Source organism: Clostridium omnivorum (assembly GCF_026012015.1).
Classification (GTDB): Bacteria; Bacillota; Clostridia; order Clostridiales; family Clostridiaceae; genus Clostridium_AX; species Clostridium_AX omnivorum.
Window position 1 is genome coordinate 1,635,214 of sequence record NZ_BRXR01000001.1, and the last position, 18,518, is coordinate 1,653,731.

General features: G+C 33.7%; 14 protein-coding genes. 4 read left to right on the plus strand and 10 right to left on the minus strand.

What is annotated here, in order from left to right; translation table 11 throughout:
- The first annotated feature begins 84 nt into the window (after nucleotides 1–84).
- Together bsdE14_RS07490 and bsdE14_RS07495 are read left to right on the plus strand one after the other, a co-directional pair.
- Nucleotides 85–1,500, plus strand: a complete 1,416-nt coding sequence (locus tag bsdE14_RS07490) for an amino acid permease (RefSeq protein WP_264849307.1) — start codon at nucleotides 85–87, stop codon at nucleotides 1,498–1,500.
- Between the two features lie 277 nt (nucleotides 1,501–1,777).
- Entirely contained in the window at nucleotides 1,778–2,803 is a 1,026-nt protein-coding gene (locus tag bsdE14_RS07495; RefSeq protein WP_264849308.1) for a branched-chain amino acid aminotransferase, read from the plus strand.
- 139 nt (nucleotides 2,804–2,942) lie between these two features.
- Here bsdE14_RS07495 and bsdE14_RS07500 read toward each other — a convergent pair whose 3' ends face one another.
- The 4 genes from bsdE14_RS07500 to bsdE14_RS07515 form a co-directional block, all read right to left on the minus strand.
- A complete protein-coding gene (locus bsdE14_RS07500; RefSeq protein ID WP_264849309.1) occupies nucleotides 2,943–3,404 on the minus strand; it encodes a staygreen family protein in 462 nt (153 codons plus the stop codon).
- Between the two features lie 166 nt (nucleotides 3,405–3,570).
- Nucleotides 3,571–5,634 (minus strand): ABC transporter ATP-binding protein, encoded by a 2,064-nt coding sequence (locus tag bsdE14_RS07505; RefSeq protein ID WP_264849310.1) that lies wholly within the window; start codon nucleotides 5,632–5,634, stop codon nucleotides 3,571–3,573.
- Between the two features lie 19 nt (nucleotides 5,635–5,653).
- Entirely contained in the window at nucleotides 5,654–7,381 is a 1,728-nt protein-coding gene (locus bsdE14_RS07510; RefSeq protein WP_264849311.1) for an ABC transporter ATP-binding protein, read from the minus strand.
- 36 nt (nucleotides 7,382–7,417) lie between these two features.
- A complete protein-coding gene (locus bsdE14_RS07515; protein WP_264849312.1) occupies nucleotides 7,418–7,885 on the minus strand; it encodes a MarR family winged helix-turn-helix transcriptional regulator in 468 nt (155 codons plus the stop codon).
- A gap of 310 nt (nucleotides 7,886–8,195) precedes the next feature.
- Between bsdE14_RS07515 and bsdE14_RS07520 the strand changes: the two genes are divergently transcribed.
- Nucleotides 8,196–10,025: an LTA synthase family protein gene (locus tag bsdE14_RS07520; protein ID WP_264849313.1), complete on the plus strand. Its 1,830-nt coding sequence runs from the start codon at nucleotides 8,196–8,198 to the stop codon at nucleotides 10,023–10,025.
- A gap of 7 nt (nucleotides 10,026–10,032) precedes the next feature.
- Nucleotides 10,033–10,389 (plus strand): hypothetical protein, encoded by a 357-nt coding sequence (locus bsdE14_RS07525; RefSeq protein WP_264849314.1) that lies wholly within the window; start codon nucleotides 10,033–10,035, stop codon nucleotides 10,387–10,389.
- 40 nt (nucleotides 10,390–10,429) lie between these two features.
- Here the strand turns inward: bsdE14_RS07525 and bsdE14_RS07530 are convergent, their stop codons facing one another.
- The 6 genes from bsdE14_RS07530 to bsdE14_RS07555 form a co-directional block, all read right to left on the minus strand.
- Complete coding sequence (locus bsdE14_RS07530) at nucleotides 10,430–11,200, minus strand: putative ABC transporter permease (protein ID WP_264849315.1); 771 nt, start codon at nucleotides 11,198–11,200, stop codon at nucleotides 10,430–10,432.
- Nucleotides 11,201–11,294: 94 nt separating this feature from the next.
- Entirely contained in the window at nucleotides 11,295–11,927 is a 633-nt protein-coding gene (locus tag bsdE14_RS07535) for a hypothetical protein (RefSeq protein ID WP_264849316.1), read from the minus strand.
- A 126-nt stretch (nucleotides 11,928–12,053) separates the two neighbouring features.
- Nucleotides 12,054–13,295, minus strand: coding sequence for a HAMP domain-containing sensor histidine kinase (locus bsdE14_RS07540; protein WP_264852240.1), 1,242 nt, complete (start codon nucleotides 13,293–13,295; stop codon nucleotides 12,054–12,056).
- Nucleotides 13,296–13,297: 2 nt separating this feature from the next.
- Nucleotides 13,298–13,999 carry a response regulator transcription factor gene (locus tag bsdE14_RS07545; RefSeq protein ID WP_264849317.1) on the minus strand — a complete coding sequence of 234 codons (702 nt, stop codon included), beginning with the start codon at nucleotides 13,997–13,999 and terminating at the stop codon, nucleotides 13,298–13,300.
- Between the two features lie 72 nt (nucleotides 14,000–14,071).
- Nucleotides 14,072–15,763: a methyl-accepting chemotaxis protein gene (locus bsdE14_RS07550; protein WP_264849318.1), complete on the minus strand. Its 1,692-nt coding sequence runs from the start codon at nucleotides 15,761–15,763 to the stop codon at nucleotides 14,072–14,074.
- A gap of 250 nt (nucleotides 15,764–16,013) precedes the next feature.
- On the minus strand, nucleotides 16,014–18,518 hold the full coding sequence (locus tag bsdE14_RS07555) for an ABC transporter permease (RefSeq protein ID WP_264849319.1): 2,505 nt from the start codon (nucleotides 18,516–18,518) through the stop codon (nucleotides 16,014–16,016).

Genomic DNA, 18,518 nt, shown 5'->3' on the forward strand with positions numbered 1-18,518 from the left:
GTTAAAAATATTTAATTTATATATTGGCATTATTACTGAAGTATTTAAATTTTATCTCATAACAATCGGAAGGAGATTTATAGAATGAACTCTTTATTTAGAAAAAAAGATGTAGATTTGATCTTAAGTAACAATAAATCTGCCTCAACTCCAAAAACCTTAGGTGCCTTTGATGTTACGCTTATGAGTATAGGCGCAACCATTGGTACAGGCGTTATGGTATTAACAGGCGTGGTTGCTGCAAGAGATGCAGGCCCAGCTGTAGTACTTTCATTCATTTGTTCCGCAATCATATGTATTCTTGTAGCACTTTGCTATGCTGAATTTGCTTCTACTATACCAACCTCTGGCAGCGCATATACCTACATATATGTGTCCTTAGGTGAATTTGTAGCTCACCTTATAGGCTGGTCCTTAGTTATAGGTTATACTTTAAGCACTGCTACAGTGGCTGGTGGATGGTCTGCTTATTTCACAGGACTGCTCAATGAAATAGGAATTCATCTTCCTAAACAGCTTACTGCTATTCCTTCTCAAGGTGGAATTATCAACCTTCCAGCAGTACTGGTAGTTCTTCTTATTACAATTCTTCTTTCAAGAGGAACAAAGGAAAGCAAAAAGATTAACAATCTTATGGTTGTAGTAAAGTTAAGTATCATTGTATTATTCGTTATCGTTGGTGTATTTTATATAAAGCCTCAAAATTGGCATCCGTTCATGCCATTTGGATATAAGGGAGTGTTTGCAGGAGCGGCTTCCGTATTCTTTGCTTTTTCAGGTTTTGATGCTGTTTCTACCTCAGCTGAAGAAGTTAAAAACCCACAAAGGAATTTACCTATAGGTATAGTTTCCTCCTTAATAATCTGTACAGTAATTTATATAGTAGTTTGTCTAATACTAACAGGAATTACTCATTATACACAGTTAAATGTAGCTGACGCTATGTCTTATGCTCTTAGTACGGTTGGACAAAGCTGGGCAGCCTCAATAATATCAGTTGGTGCTGTTATAGGAATTATGGCTGTTATGCTTGCATATAGCTATGGAGCATCACGTATATTGTTTTCTATGAGCCGTGATGGATTACTTCCAAAGAAATTTTCAAAGGTTAACAAAAAGACTAACGTTCCAGTACTTTCAACTTGGGTTGTTGGAATTTTAGGTGCAATGCTTACAGGTATGGTTGATTTAAAACAACTTGCTGATTTGGCAAACATAATTCTAATAGGAACCTTTATGTTAGTTGCTTTTTCTGTAATAGTACTAAGAAAAACTCACCCTAAGCTAAAAAGAAACTTTATAGTTCCATTAGTCCCTACACTTCCTATAGTTGCAGTAATATGCTGTCTATTCCTAATGTTTAATCTTTCTAAGATAACTTGGGTATACTTTGCTGGATGGCTGGTTCTAGGAACAATAGTTTACTTTACTTATTCACGCAAGCACAGCACACTTGAAGTTAAGAAACAGGGTAAGAACGAATTAAAAATGTCAGCTTAATGTTATAGAATAGCTCACTAATATTAGTGAGCTATTCATTTTTCCCTTCAAAAACACTTCGAAAATTACACAAATTAATTTAAATCATTCAAATTATTTAAAGTTTTGAAAGTTTTTTTTCATATTGCAAATAATGGTGAAAACACCAGTGAAATTAGTTGAATTTTAAGATAATTCATTTTCTACCCACTTTTTTGGGCTTTGTGGTAAACGTATTCAAGGTATATAATATAAATTGGGTTATTGAATTAATATTTATTTAAAAGAGGTGCTTTAAATGAATAAAATAGTTAATATCGATTGGAGTAATCTTGGGTTTACTTACACTAGAACTGACCTTAGATATGTCTCCATATGGAATGACGGAAATTGGGATGACGGCAAATTAGTTGAAGATAATACTATTACAATTAGCGAAGGCTCTACAGCTCTTCATTATGGTCAACAATGTTTTGAAGGATTAAAAGCATATCGCACAAAAGATGGAAGAATTCAGTTATTCAGGCCTGATCAAAATTCAAAGCGTTTAAATAATAGCTGCAGACGTTTACTTATGCCTGAAGTTCCAGAAGAAAAATTTATTGAAGCTTGTCTACAAGTTGTAAAAGCTAATGAAGCTTTTGTACCACCTTATGGAACTGGAGCAACTTTATACTTAAGACCTTATGTCATAGGAATTGGAGACAACCTTGGAGTAAAACCAGCTCCTCAGTATCTCTTTGGAGTGTTCTGTTCACCAGTTGGCGCATACTTCAAAGGAGGACTAGCTCCTGTTAACTTTACAGTATCTGATTATGATAGAGCCGCTCCTTCAGGAACAGGTGCAGCTAAGGTAGGAGGAAACTATGCAGGCAGTCTTCTTCCTCACGAGCAAGCTACAAAGAGAGGCTTTGCTGATGCTATATATCTTGATCCAGCAACTCATGTAAAAATAGAAGAAGTTGGAGCAGCAAACTTTTTTGGTATTACAAAAGATGATAAATTTATAACACCAAAATCAGATTCTATTCTTCCAAGTATAACTAAATATTCACTTATGCATGTTGCGAAGGAATATCTTGGCCTTGAAGTAATAGAAGGTGATGTATTCATTGATAAGCTAGATATCTTTAAGGAAGCTGGTGCTTGTGGAACTGCTGCTGTTATTTCTCCAATAGGAGGAATAGAATACAAAGGAAAACTTCACGTATTCCACAGCGAAACTGAAGTAGGTCCTATAACAAGAAAGCTCTACGATACACTTTGCGGCATCCAATTCGGAGATGTAGAAGCTCCAGAAGGATGGATAGTAGAAGCCAAATAATTTAAAATAAAAAAATAATTCAAGGTGTGACACTGTGACCTTTAGCGCGGTACAGACATGTGCAGCAGGAACATTTCGAATGGCACACAAAAATTAAGGGGAGCATATCAAACTATTGCTCCCCTTAACTTTTATGAACTTATTCTTCAAAAGCCAAATTACGATATTGAGCCGGTGTTCCCCAGTTCTCAATCCTGTTGTATTCAGGATAACTAGAAATAAAATGTACAATTATAGGAGCAAGGTCTAGACTAGGATGTGTGTTAAAAAACTCTCTATCTCCATATCTTATTGCTTGAAGGGCAAGCGGAAGTTCTCTTCTAAAAACCGCATTTCTAATACTGGCATCTACTTCTGTACGTCCGTCTACATATAAGTACACTGCATAAATATATCTACCTCCAACAAACTGCCATTCAGCTAAAACCTCATCCCTATCAGGGTTAATTCTTTCATAAGCATATGTTGGTCCAATTACAAGATACAATTCTCCGCTTACATCAGAATGGGTGAGTGTATACCTTCTCGGAATAACCGGATATTCAGGAGTAGCCATTCCCCTATATTCTACATAAAGCTTATCGGGATTGAATTTAAACAATATCCTCCACCTTCTTTTTATAAAACTACATCACTTTAGTATATGAGGCTTTATAATTTTTGGTGTAAAATTAATTTCTATGTTTTATTTTAATCAGTGTGCCACAGGGACGTTTCGTATGGCATAAAACAATGTGCCACGCGAAACGTCCCCGTGGCACAAGAATCTATATGGCTTCGTCATCTAAATTTGCGCCAGTGAACTGGCTGTTATAAAGTTCTGCATAGAAGCCGCCTTTTTCAAGAAGCTCATTATGGTTTCCTTGTTCAATAATAGTTCCATTATTCATAACAAGAATTAAATCTGCATCACGAATGGTAGAAAGTCTGTGCGCAATAACGAAGCTTGTTCTTCCCTTCATTAAATTAGCCATGGCCTTTTGTATTTGAAGTTCAGTTCTAGTATCTACACTTGAAGTAGCTTCATCTAGTATTAATATTGCAGGATCTGCAAGTATTGCACGAGCAATAGTTAGAAGCTGCTTTTGGCCTTGAGAAATATTTGAAGCTTCCTCATTGAGTATTGTATTGTACCCTTCTGGAAGTGTTCTTACAAAGTGATCAGCATGGGCTGCTTTAGCTGCTCTAATAACCTCAGTTTCTGTAGCACCTTCACGTCCATAAGCTATATTATCCTTTATAGAACCATTAAACAACCAAGTGTCCTGAAGTACCATACCAAACATCTTACGAAGTTCTCCACGTTTGATATCTCTTATGTCTACTCCATCTACAGTTATCTTTCCACCTTGGATTTCGTAGAATCTCATTAAAAGATTAACTAGCGTAGTTTTACCTGCACCAGTAGGTCCAACAATAGCTATTGTCTGACCAGACTTTACGTCTATATTCATATCTTCTATAAGAGTCTCATTTTCTTTGTATCCAAATTTAACATTTTCAAATTTCACTTCACCCTTAGGTGCTTCAATACTTTCTGCATTAGCTTTATCAGCCAATTCTTCCACTTCATCTAGCACTTCAAATACACGCTCTGCAGCAGCAACAGTGGATTGAAGAATATTTGCTATATTTGCAGTTTGAACTATTGGTTGGCCAAACTGTCTTGCATATTGTATGAATGCTTGAATATCACCTAATTCAATTTTCTTCTTAGTAACAAATATACCACCAACAACACATACAATTACATAGCCAATATTATTGATAAAACCCATAAGCGGCATAATTATACCTGACATAAATTGTGCTTTCCAACCTACATTGTATAAATTATCATTTATTTCATTAAACTCAATTTTAGCTCTTTCTTCATGACCAAAGGCCTTTACTATCTTATGACCAGTATACATTTCTTCTACATGACCATTTAAATTTCCTAAAATCTTTTGCTGGTCTTTAAAATACTTTTGTGATTTTTTAGCTATAGTCATTGTTGTAAATATAGAAAGTGGTAAAGTTATAATAGTTACTAGAGTTAGCCATGGACTTATAGAAAGCATCATTATAATAACACCTATTATTGTTACAAGTGATGTTATAAGCTGAGTTAAGCTCTGCTGTAAAGTAGTAGATATTGTGTCTATATCATTAGTTACACGGCTTAATATTTCACCATGAGTTTTAGAATCAAAATATTTTAGTGGAAGCTTATTTAGCTTTTCATTTACGTCATTTCTCATATCGTAGACAGTCTTTTGAGCAACGCTTGCCATAATGTACTGCTGAATATATGAAAAAATTGAACTTACTACATAAAGACCTATAAGTAATAATATTATGCGTCCAATATAGGTAAAATCCACTTTTGGAGCATGCTTGCTTATAAAAGTCCATACCTGCGAATCCATATTGCTTGCATCCATTTTAGGAGCACCTTGCTGTGCAGCCTTTGGATTTGCCATCATATCAGTAATTGTCTTTCTAAGTGAATCTGGAAGGTCCGGCATTTTTAAAAGGTTTGGTATATTCTTAGGTGCAAAGAGCACCTCCTTTGCGTAAGTCCCCTTGGCCATTAAGCCTTCAAATAATTTTGTAGTAGCCTTTCCCATAATCTTAGGTCCTACAATGTTAAAAATTGTACTTAGAATTGCAAATATAAATACCACAACCAGTTTTAATCTTCTAGGCCTCAAATAGACCATTAGCCTCTTTACAGTTCCCTTAAAGTCCTTTGCCTTTTCTACAGGTCTTCCCATTGGTGGGCCACCATGTGCTCCAGGTCCTTTACGCATTCCTCTGGAATGCTTTTGTTCTCTATTTTCACTCATATTATCCCTCCTTCTCTGTCTAAGCTAATTCCTCTTCACTAAGCTGTGAAGATACAATTTCACGATATACTTCATTACTGCTTAACAGTTCTTTATGAGTTCCCATTCCTACAATTTGTCCTTCATCTAGAACTATTATTCTGTCTGCATCCATAACAGTTGAAACTCTCTGTGCTACTATAATTGCAGTGGCTTCTTTAATCTCGCTCTTTAATGCTGCCCGCAACTTTGCATCTGTCTTAAAATCAAGAGCTGAGAAGCTATCGTCAAATATATATATTTCAGGTCTTCTAACAAGGGCACGAGCAATAGAAAGTCTCTGCTTTTGACCACCAGAAACGTTACTTCCACCTTGCGCTATTTCTGAATCAAAACCATCTTTCATATTAGAAATAAACTCCATAGCCTGAGCTACTTCTGCTGCATTTTTAATCTCTTCTTCAGTAGCATCTTCTTTGCCATACTTTATATTTTCAGTAATAGTTCCACTAAATAATACAGCTTTTTGTGGTACAAATCCTATTTTTGTTCTAAGAGCTTCCTGAGTCATGCTTCTAACATCTACTCCATCAATAAGAATGTTTCCACCTTCAATATCGTAGAATCTAGGGATAAGGCTTATAAGTGTTGATTTACCTGAACCGGTACCCCCTATAATTGCCGTTACCTCACCTGGCTTTGCACTGAAGCTAATATTCCTTATAGCAGGTTCTTCTGCCCCAGGATAACTAAAGGTGACATCCTTAAACTCAATATATCCTCTTTGCTTTTGCACATTATCTGGCTGCTTTGGATCAATAATCTCTGGCTCCATTTCTAAAACTTCATTTATTCTAACAGCTGAAGCCTGAGCACGAGGAATCAATACGAACATCATTGAAACCATTATTAGTGAGAACATTATTTGTGTTGCATATTGAATAAAAGCCATCATAGCTCCCACCTGCATGTCCCCTTGGTCTATACGGATTCCTCCAAACCAAATAATTGCCACACTTGTCAAACTCATTATTAACATCATTAAAGGCATCATTGCAGCCATTATTAAATTTACCTTGATAGCATTGTTTGTAAGATCTTCATTGGCGGCTACAAAACGCTTTTTTTCATCATCAATTCTATTAAAAGCGCGTATAACTCTAATCCCAGTAAGATTTTCACGTACAACTAGATTAAGCTTATCTATTTTAACCTGCATTGCTTTAAATAGAGGTACTCCTTTTGATGCTACAAAGGCAATAACCCCTACAAGTAGTGGAATAACTACTACCAAAACCCAAGATAGTCCCTTATCCTTTTGAACCGCCATAATAATACCGCCTATGCACATTAATGGTGCACTAATCATCATACGCATTATCATAACAGTAACAGTTTGAACTTGTGTTATATCATTAGTAGTTCTTGTAATCATAGAAGAAGTACCAATTTTATCAAACTCATTAAGTGAAAAGCTTTCTGCTCTTTCAAATACTTTTTTTCTTAAGTCTCTTCCAAATTTCATTGCTGTTTTTGAAGCAAGTAAGCTTGCTATGATTACACATACTGCACTGCCACCTGCAACAAGCAGCATGAAACCTCCAGTTTTTATAATATAGCTTGTATCCCCATTATAAATTCCCTTATCAACTATGTCTGACATTAACGTAGGCAAATATAGTTCTGCCATGGACTGAAGAAAAAATAGCATTACTACTGCAGCTACTGTGGCAGCATAAGGTTTTAAGAACCTAAACAACTTAATCATTAATCATCATCTCCTGTCAAATAATATGCAACTTAGTTAGTCGTCTGAATATCTAAAATTGATATTTTCCTCATCTGAATTTACAAGATTATCTCTCATCTGCATAAGCAGTCTGCGCATAATAATCTTTTCTTCTTCTGTAAAATTACTAAACATTTTTTCATTTATCTGCTTCATTATATCTGCGCATTCTTTGCAAACTTCTTTCCCTTTATCAGTAATGTATACTCTTGATACCCTTTGGTCATTAAGATCCTGCTTTCGCTCCACAAGCCCTGATTTTTCTATTCTACCAAGCATAACTGTGGCAGTTGCTGGTTTTATACCAAGCCTTTCAGCAAGCTCCTTTTGATTTTGACCATCCTTATGGTATAGTGCAAATAACATTGGCGGCTGCCCAGGATAAACCCCTACCTTATCCAACATTTTTTGAGTACGGTGATGGTGATATCTTATAACCTGACCAAATACTGCGTATAAGGAATCACGATTCATACAATCCATTCTTCATTCCTCCAATTTAATTAGCTGACTAACAATATCTAATATTATCATCAGTGTCATCATTAGTCAATAGAGCTACATAATTTTAAATAAATGTACACAATTTTAAATAAACTTCTTCTTATTCATTTATCTTAATCATATTATCAATCCTTAGTTTTCCATAAATTCGTAATATTTTTACAAAATTAAATAATTGTTAATAGACATTATCTATTTGCAATGATACAATGAATTATCATTCTCAAAATGATTATTCAAAAATAAAAAGCATTTATTTTTAATGCTTTATTCAAGGAGATTATAAGCAATGAAATTTATTAATTTCTTGGAGAAAAATATCAAAGAAATTGTTAAAAACCGCTTTTTTGTTACTGCAGCAATAGGAACACTTCTTGAGTTTATTTTTTTCATATTGCTTTTATCAGACGGCAATGCAATAAGTATAAACTTTAAAACTGCAATTCTAGGTGTCCCTTCATTTCTGGTTTATATATGCTTCGCATTAATACCCTATTCCTTCAGTTTTTTATTTAAAGGTAGAGGGCAAAAGATTTTTATTATTATTACAAACCTTTTCATATCTTTACTACTGATATTTGATTTATGGTATTACAGAAGCAATAGCTCCTTTTTAAATTTTTATATGCTTGATATGACCAGTAATCTTGATGGGCTTTCCTCCAGCATATTGGCTATGTTTAGGCCTATAGATTTAGCCTTTTTAACACCCTTATTAGTTTTGATAATTATGTTTTTTAAAAATACACATGAATATAAAGGCTTTAGAATAGATATAAGTAAGTTTTGTTTATTATTTTTAATCCCATTACTATATCTAGGTTATGATCATATAAAAGTTGACAAATACCAGAGGGGTTACGCGTATCAGTATTTATTTAGAAGAACTTGGTCCCAAAACCTGATGATGTACAGTTTATCTCCTATTGGCTATCACCTCTTTGATTATTACAACTATATTGAGGACAAAAAGCCTTATGTAATGTCTAAAGAGGAACAGGACAAGATTAATAATTATTATGCATCAAAGGAAAAGCCACTTCCAAACAATGAATACAGCTCTATTTTTAAAGGCAAGAATTTAATAGTTCTTCAAGTAGAGTCTATGGAGAACTTTATTATTAACCAAAAGATTGATGGGCAAGAGATTACACCTAATTTAAACAGGCTGCTAGGAAGTTCTCTATATTTTTCAAATTATCATGAGCAGACTCTTAATGGTACAACCTCTGATGCTACCTATGTTTCAAATACGTCAATGTTTCCTACCCTGAGCGGTAACAACAATTTTAATTATCCTTTTAATGATTATAATTCACTGCCAAAGCTATTAAAGCAGCAAGGGTATAATACCTACTCCATGCATGGTGAAAAGGGCACTTATTGGAATTGGATTACTGCAGAGAAGCATTTGGGCTTTGACACTTGTTTAGATATTTCAAAATTTAATAGCAACGACATTTTAGGCCTGGGCTTAAGCGATAAGAGCTTTTTATCCCAAGCTGTAAATAAAATTCAGGTGCAAAAGCAGCCTTTTTACACTTTTATGATAACTCTCACAAGCCACAGCCCTTTTAGCATTCCAGCTGGTCAGATAACTATAAAGCTTCCAGATTATCTAAAAGGCACAAAAACAGGCGGATTTATTGAGAGTATACACTATACGGATGCAATGATAGGAAGTTTTATTGAGGCTTTAGATGAGAAGGGCTTACTAGATAATACTGTTGTAGCTATCTACGGAGATCATGAAGGGCTTCATAAATTTTTTAATGAAGATGTTCAGGGGATTAAGAATATACCAGACAGCTGGAAAAATAACGATAGAAGAATACCTCTAATAGTATATTCAAAAGGAAGTACAGGCAAGGAAATCAAGGTCAATGGTGGACAAGTAGATTTTCTTCCAACCATAAGCTATTTAATGGGTATAGACGAAAACAAGTACTCAAATACAGCCTTAGGACGAAACCTTCTTAATACAAATAAAGATTATGTAGTTCTAACAAATAGAACCTATAGAGGTACACCTATTTCAACGCAAGAAGAACAAAAGTATATAGATGTTTTAGGCACTTCAAACTTAATGATTAAAACTAATTATTTTAAAGGAAGGTAGTACAAGCATGAATACTTCTTTAGAACAAGACTTGCTTCTAGAACAAATTCCAATTACTTCTCTGGACATACCTATTAAAGAGACAATACATGAAAAAGTACCTGCAGCAATTAATACTAGTTCGATTTCAATGTATTTAATGCTTTCTGTATATTTATTAATTCCAATCTTGTCAGTAGAAGGACTGATAGGCTGGTCAATAGGTATAATAGGAGCCTACAAGACAGTAAATATCTATAGAAACCCTGAAAAAGCTGACAGTAAAAAAGCATTAAGGCTTTTGGCTATAAATGTAGCTGTAGCACTTATCTATAATATTTTGGTATATTATGTTACAAAAATTCTTGTATCAAAACTTGCATAGTTCGCATTAAAAAAGTGGTGTCTAGGTTAGACACCACTTTTTAATGCTTTGATCTCTTTTTTATGTTTACCTTGTTAACTCTACTTTTAATTTCTTCAATAGCTGTTCCAAACTTCTTAGAAGTAATTTGCGGATAAGCTCTTAGTAAGGCCTTATGTCTTAAACTTACCCTACTTGCCATTCTCTCTTTTATATCCATTAAGTGGCTTACTCTAAGCTGAATATTTTCTTTTGCTTCAGTAGTCAGCTTCAATTCTCTAAGCTTTTCTACATTATTTTTGGTTTCAACTAATACTTCCTGTAAATCAATAAATAGTTTTCTAAAGGTAATAAGGCTGTTTATTGTAAGTGCAATATCTACAATCAGCAATATTAGCAATATATGATATAAAATCTCACTATTAAAATAGGAAAGCCAGGTTGTAAATTTTGAGACTTGTACATTTATTACTTTTAAAAATATTATGGAAATAAAACCCCATATAATTGAAAAGCGCACACATATATAGCCTTTAAAATTAAACTTCTCATCTGAATAGTCCCACCATTTTGTATTAAAAAATGCTTCAAGAAGATACCCAGTTATAAGCTCCAATAGTGATGCTATAATAGCTCCCCCTACAAAAACATACAAGATATTTTCACTTATGGGTGTTAAAAATAAAATAAGCAAAACAGCAGTTATCCCATATATAGGACATAGTGGTCCATTGAGGAACCCCCTGTTTACAAATCTCTTTTGCTTATACAGATGATAAAGCACCTCTAATCCCCATCCTAAGAAGGCATAAGTTATAAAAGAATAAAACAAATAATAATATGTATTCAACCTTCATCATTCCTTGCTCAAAATATATCTTTAATAACTGTATTAAGGTATGCATAGCTTTATGTCAGCAACTTTTTTATTCCACATCTAAACTAATACTTCTGTGATTATTTGCTTTAATAATATCGGAAAGCATCTTTACAACTCTAGGTTTTTTCATAAGGTTTGTAAGCTTTGCACTATTACTTTCCTTTTCATTTTTATCAACTTTAAGTTTATTATCTTTATCAAGTGATATACTAACTAATTTCTTCTCATCTGTATTGCTTTTGCTCTTATCCTTATCAGTTTCCGTTTTATTATAAGCTTCGCAGGAAGTTTTCCATCTCTTCTTAAATGCTTCCTTTTCATCCTTACTAAGTGAATAATCAAAGCGCTGTCCGTCTATCACTACCCACTTTTTAGTTCCATCACAGCCTATTTCATCCCACTTATTTGCTGGATTCTTCATAGAATAATCCATTACCTGATTAAAGGTTCCTTTATCTATTTTCACTGTTGTATCTGCAGCTGTTCCAATATCAGCTTTAAAGCCAACTGCACTTGAAATAGTACTGCCATTTATTTTTGTAGAATCGTCTAAAAGACTTTTTGTCTTTGTGTTTCCTGTAGACTTTATACCTCTAGAATAGATACTTCTACCCTCCGAATAACTTGTCCTATTATTTTGTGTTCTCCCATATGACCCTCTTATATAACCAAAGTTCATTTTTACCCCCAAAATTAACATAATAATTAATACATTTATGCCAATTATACCATATTTCTTCAAATTTCTCCACTTAATATCATTAGTAGAGTCTCACTATCACAAACATTAGTAATCTAGTAGCCCCTAATATTTAAGAAAGGTTATTGCAAACCTAGTGCCATGTCCTAATTTACTTTGAACCTCTATTACTCCGTTATGAGCTTCAATTATTGATTTTGCTAGTGCAAGCCCTATGCCAACAGAATCACTTTTTCTGGAGGTTTTTACTTTATAAAAGCGCTTAAATATATTAGGCAAATCCTCTTCACGTATTCCTTCACCAGTATCCTCTATAATTATTCTTCTATAAATAGGATTCTCTATAGCTTCAATACTAATTGATCCTCCTTCTCCAGTATGCTCTATACCATTTTTAATAATATTGATTAATGCTTCTTCAAGCCAAAGCCTATCATGCTCAAATACTATTTCACCTTTTTCTATAAACTTCACATGAACCTTGCCTTCAGCAGCCTTACTATCTAGTGCGTCTACTGCTTCCTGTATAGTATCATTAAGGCTCTGCTGTTCTTTATCCAGCTCTATAGCCTTAGCATCAAGCTTAGCAAGCTTAAGAATACTTTGAATGAGCCACTTCATCCTCTGTAATTGGTTTTGATTATCTATAAGAAACTTCTCTCTCTGTTCCTTACTTAATTCCTTATTTATCATAATATCGTTGTATATAATCATAGAAGAAAGCGGAGTTTTAAGCTGGTGGGATATATCTGATATTAGTTCAGCCAAAAACTGCTTTTCTTTTTTAAGCTCACCAATGTTATTCCTGATGATTTCCCTCATAGAATTAAAAGCTACAGCAAGCTTAGAAAAGTCTCCTTCCTTAATCTCGCTTATTGTTAGATCATAATCTCCCTCTACTACTTTTTTTGCCCCAATAGTAAGCCTTCGTACTCTTTTGTAAAAAACACCATACTGCAAATAATTAAATATAAAAAGTATAGCAGCCATAGCTATAAACAAAACGGCTATAGAAATATTGTCCTTTTTTACAGTTGTATTTACATAGGGAAAGAGTTCATTTTCAAGGGCATCACTTAATCCGTACTTTGCCAATATGACTTTGCCCTTTACAGCATCTTCCTCATTAACACCTTTAGTTACAATTGGCATAATACTCTTTTCAAGGGATGGGTCTGCTTCTATTACCCTGGCAGTAACAGCACCAATACTCTTTATATAATCTTCCTTTAATCTCTCATTATGCACTTTTAAAATACCAATCTGTAGGATTAAAAACAATGCCATTAAAGAAACTAAAACAGCTGAGCTCTTCTTAAGCTCTGAATTTATAAAATATCCCTTCATCACTACCTACCATCCTTAGCAACATCCTTATTCCATTTATAACCTAACCCTCTTTGAGTCACTATATACTCTGGTTCTTTAGGATTATCCTCAATTTTTTCTCTAATTCTCTTTATGTACACAGATAGCGTATTTTCATCAAAAAAAGCCTCTGCCCCTTCTGTAAGCTCCTTTAATATTTCATCTCTCTTCATGAGCACATGGGGTTTTGACATAAATATGAGCAAGAGTCTATATTCCTGTGCAGTAAGTACTATATCCTTTTCATCTTTCTTCACAACTGCAGTAATTATGTCAACTAATATATTTCCGCTCTTAAGCTTACCACCTTCAGCAGCAGGTCTTGAATTTCTCCTTAGAAGCGCTTTAACCCTTGATAAAAATTCTCTTACTCCAAAAGGCTTTGTTATATAATCATCTCCACCAATTTCAAGGCCTAAAACAATATTAACTTCATCATCAAGTGCAGTTAAGAACATAATTGGTACATTACTCTTAGTTCTTACATACTTGCATAATTCATAGCCACTTCCATCTGGCAGGTTCACATCTAATATAAGCAGGTCAAACTGCTCAGTTTCATATGCACTTTTGCTTTCCGCAACTGTAGCTGCTCTTATGACCTCATAACCCTCATCCTTAAGTGTAAATTCAATAGCAAGTGCTAGTGAATCATCATCTTCAACTAATAATAGTCTATTCATACAACACACCTCACAATATATGATACAATTAAGGGTTCAATAAGCTATTACCTCATTGAACCCCTTAATAAATTAAATCTTAAATTGATCTACAGCAGCATTCATATTTTGAGCCTTATTCGTTAAGCTCATAGAAGTAGCTGCAATCTCTTGAGAGGAACCACTTAATTCCTCAGTAGCTGCTGATATTTCATCTGTAGCTGCTGAAATTTCCTCCGCCATATTCAGTACTGATTCTGCACTCTTTATGATTTTTTCTTTTTCTGAATCAATAACAATAATGCTTTGGCTTATTCTGCTTATCTTTGGCAGCGCATCTTCTATATCTGTCATTATATCCTTAAAGGAATCTACTGACTTTGTTATGATTTCAGTTTGCTCATTTAGCTTCTCATTCATACTATCGGAACTCTTTATAACGTAATTACTCTCGTTTGAAATAGCATCAACTAATTTATTTATACTCAAGGATGAAGTCTTAGATTGCTCTGCTAGCTTTCTAATTTCGTCTGCTACTACAGAAAAACCTCTTCCTGCTTCCCCTGCACTAGCTGCTTCAATAGCTGCATTAAGAGCTAAAAGATTAGTTTGATCTGCAATACTGTTTATTATATTTGTTATTACATTAATTTGAGAAAGCTGATCACCAAGGGACTTTATTCTTTCACTTACATTACTAAAGGATGTCACTATTTCTTTTATAGCTCCATCAAGCACCTTTAAGTCCTCATCACTAACCTTTGCCTTAGAATTTATTGAATCTATCTTTGTACTAACATCTTCAATGGCGTTAGCTGCCTCATCTATCTTATTTCCGAAGTTCTCTAAAGCAGAATTTACACTTTCAAGTTCCTGTACCTGAGCATTGGTGCCCTTAACTGAATTTTCTATAGCTACAGCAACATTTGAGGAAGATGCAGCTAATTCTTCGGAAACAGCTGATAAAGCCTGTGAACTTTCCATAACCACACTGGAATCCTCTTTCACAATTTTAATGGAGTCTCCTAGCTTTAGCTTAAACTCATTTATGGCCTCAGCAATGCTTTGTATTTCATCCTTGCTAGTTACACTCAATGCAGTTGTTAAATCCCCAGCAGCCATCTTTTCAAGTGCATCTTGTATTTTTCTTACGTTAAAAGCCATTATTCTTGAGAACAAATAGCTTCCTAATGTTGATAAAAGCACTATTATAATTCCCGCCATTAAAATAGCCATAAACATTCTGTCCTTTATACGAACAAAATCAGTTACATCCTTATCTACACCAACAAATGCGATTATTTTACCAGAGGAATTTTTAATTGGAGCATATCCTGATATAAATGTTCCATTTTCATCTTTAACCGGCTTTTTTGTATAGACCTGCTGTCCCTCCAAAGCCGTTTTCATCTCATCTTCTAAATTATAGGTTTTTCCTGGCTGTTCAGTATTCACTAAAGATCCATCCACTAAATAATATGCATTTTTATCATCTGCTTTACTCATAGTATATATAAATTTTATATCTTTATCATTCTTATACTTTACCAAAGCCTGTTGAATATCTTTATATTCATTACTATCCATAGACTTATTATTGATTACCTTTTCTAGCTTGTCCCCATCTATGGCACTAATAGCTTGAGATGCACTATTTTTAGCATCTAATTGAAGTTTAGAAAACTCCGAATTAAAAATAAAAATATTCAGTGCTATTAACAGCGACATTGAAATAACCGATATGAATCCTACAAATTTTAAAATTTTTAATCCTAGTTTTCCCATAATCGTCATCTCCTCCAATTAGTTCATGCTAAACTTGTAAAGTTTACAACTAATTAATCATATTTTTTATACAATCATACATCAATTATATAACAAAAGCGTGTGAAAAGTATAACAAAATAAGTATAAATTTATTACAATTTCTAAGGAAGTTTTTTTACTTTATTACAGCTTAAATAAAAGGATACTTCATGCATACAAAATGCATTAATATCCTTCTATTAAACTTAGCTTTCTTATATTTTTTTAACTAAAAATCTTCTCTTATAGTATCAATAAGATTTTCCTTTTTAATTCTTGAAAGTGGTGATAATACTGACAGGTATCCTATAACTAAAGCTGCTGAACCTGCTATAGCTATTGCTCCCCATGGTATAGTCCAACCTAATTCCCTAACATCATTCAAACCTCTAAACATCATGTATGATAATCCGCAGGATATTATTGAACCGTATATTGTTCCTACTATACCATACAAGAGACCTTCAAGTATAATCATTTTCCTCAAACCCTTTTGAGTCATTCCTATAGATTTTAATGCTGCAAATTCTCTCTTTCGCAGTAGTATATTTGTTGTAAGAGTATTTATTATATTGACACTTCCTATTAAGGATACAACTACAACAAAGCCATAAATTAATATCTGAATCATCAATGAACCGGTCTTGCTCCTTCTATTATTATCAATATTATTTACCAATTGTAATGAAGGATTAGATCTTATAGTATTTTCAATTTCTGTCTTTGCTGCTTCTTCCTTTTTAATATCTTTAATTTTAATATTTAGGTTTACAGGTTTAACTTCAGCATTTTCCACTAATGATTTAGCTACAGCATCAGTAGTAATTAACTTTAGTCCGCTGCTATTTCCTCTGTAGTTAAAAGGTTCATCCTGCAAAATTGCCATAACTTTAACCTTTTTTACATTTCCCTTACCAAAGTCCAGCTTCTTTTCCCCTTCTTTTACTGGATTAAAATATTGCAGGTCTATCTCGTCTCCAACCTTTAAATCAGCAACAGAACCATAATAATTCCTCTTTGTCTTATCATTGTGAACAGTGCTCTTTCCAATCAAAATTACACCATTTTCACTATTGAGCTTCTCTATATCTATATTCCCTGATTTCAAGAACTTTTTAGCAACTTCCATAGAGTCTTTATCATAAACTACTACGGAACTACTAATAATAGACTTTTCACTTCCATTTATGGTTGCACTCTTATAAATTGTACCTATATCCTGAACTTCTTTAACCTCACTAGCTTTACTTACTGCAGCATCAAAGGTATAAGCATTATAAATTTCATAAACCTTATCTACAGTACTTAAGGCCTTTATATTGTCTACAAGCTTATGGTCTATTGCCATATTCTTTTCAGTGGATTCTTGATCCCTTACCACTGAAAAATGAATATTTTTTGATTCATTTGGGCTGGAGGATATAGTTAAAGTCATATCCATAAAGGATTTAAAGGTAACAAATAAAACTACACTTATTACTATTGAAAATACAGTAACTCTATATCTTTTTCTATTTCTTTTAATATTTTTGGCAGCCATGGCTCCTTCAAAGCCAAATATCTTTTCTACAATTTTATTTTTTCTTTTCTTTATCTTTTCCTTAGTAATAGTTGCTCTACTGCTAATAGCAACTAGTGGCGATATTCTTCCAGCGAAAACAGCCGGTATTAATGCTGATATATATATGGATACTGCTCCTACAGCAGCGCTTAATGCTAAAATTTGTCCATCTATTACAGGCTTCATACCTAACACTGTATCTGCACCAATAAGTTTAAAGGTGATATTAATTCCATAGATAGCTATGATGCCGCATAACAGCCCTAAAGGCACTCCTATAATGGCCAGCGCTGTGGCTTCTCTAAGCACTATCCTTCTAATCTGCTTTGGCGTAGAACCTACAGCTCTTAATAGTCCAAACTGTTTAATTCTCTCTACGATACTTATCTGAAATGAGTTATATATTACAGCTATAGTTGCTATTACAACAATTGCTATTATTATGCCTATGGTTAAATATAATCCCCCAAGGCCTGAGCCATCACTAGTTGCACCAAGTACAGATAGTAAATATACATTTTCTATAACCTTATCCTTTTGCCCTAGCTGTTTCAATTCTTTTACTGCATTTTTAAGATTAGTTTTTGAACTTACTTCAACTAATAACGCAGAATTTTTCTTGTCTATAGTATTATTTTTAGTTAATATAACCCCTTTATTTTCCATCTGATCTTGTACAACATCTTCTAATATACCTACCAAGGTATATTCTTTGTTATTAAATTTAATTTTGCTTCCTACTTTTGCATTTTTATCTATTTGGCTCAAAACCCACTTCTCTATAGCCGCTTCGTTTTGATTCTGTGGCAGCTTGCCCTCCTTTGCTTTATAGGGCATAAGCTCAAGGGCTTTATCTGTAGCTACTACTTCATTAACAGTGAGCTTTTCACTTACTTTAACCCCTTCTCCAATTCCATAAAACCCGTATCTGCCCACCTTAGGATTGTTAATCACCTTAGAAACTAAATCCTCATTTGTATCTAAATACATTAAATGATATGAACCATAAGTATCCTTCATACTATTAATTTCCGATACTTGTATACCTTTAAAGAAAAGTCCAATTGAAGATATAAGCGCTACAGATAATATAATTCCTATTAAGGTAAGCAGGCTTCTTTTTTTATTTGCCTTCAGGTATCTGCCTGTAAGCTGTTTATAGCTATTTATCAT

Coding starts and splice junctions, on each gene's coding strand:
- bsdE14_RS07490 (WP_264849307.1), top strand. CDS start 85: ATGAACTCTTTATTTAGAAAAAAAGATGTAGATTTGATCTTAAGTAAC.
- bsdE14_RS07495 (WP_264849308.1), top strand. CDS start 1,778: ATGAATAAAATAGTTAATATCGATTGGAGTAATCTTGGGTTTACTTAC.
- bsdE14_RS07505 (WP_264849310.1), bottom strand. CDS start 5,634: ATGAGTGAAAATAGAGAACAAAAGCATTCCAGAGGAATGCGTAAAGGA.
- bsdE14_RS07510 (WP_264849311.1), bottom strand. CDS start 7,381: ATGATTAAGTTGTTTAGGTTCTTAAAACCTTATGCTGCCACAGTAGCT.
- bsdE14_RS07515 (WP_264849312.1), bottom strand. CDS start 7,885: ATGGATTGTATGAATCGTGATTCCTTATACGCAGTATTTGGTCAGGTT.
- bsdE14_RS07520 (WP_264849313.1), top strand. CDS start 8,196: ATGAAATTTATTAATTTCTTGGAGAAAAATATCAAAGAAATTGTTAAA.
- bsdE14_RS07525 (WP_264849314.1), top strand. CDS start 10,033: ATGAATACTTCTTTAGAACAAGACTTGCTTCTAGAACAAATTCCAATT.
- bsdE14_RS07535 (WP_264849316.1), bottom strand. CDS start 11,927: ATGAACTTTGGTTATATAAGAGGGTCATATGGGAGAACACAAAATAAT.
- bsdE14_RS07540 (WP_264852240.1), bottom strand. CDS start 13,295: ATGAAGGGATATTTTATAAATTCAGAGCTTAAGAAGAGCTCAGCTGTT.
- bsdE14_RS07545 (WP_264849317.1), bottom strand. CDS start 13,999: ATGAATAGACTATTATTAGTTGAAGATGATGATTCACTAGCACTTGCT.
- bsdE14_RS07550 (WP_264849318.1), bottom strand. CDS start 15,763: ATGGGAAAACTAGGATTAAAAATTTTAAAATTTGTAGGATTCATATCG.
- bsdE14_RS07555 (WP_264849319.1), bottom strand. CDS start 18,518: ATGATAAATAGCTATAAACAGCTTACAGGCAGATACCTGAAGGCAAAT.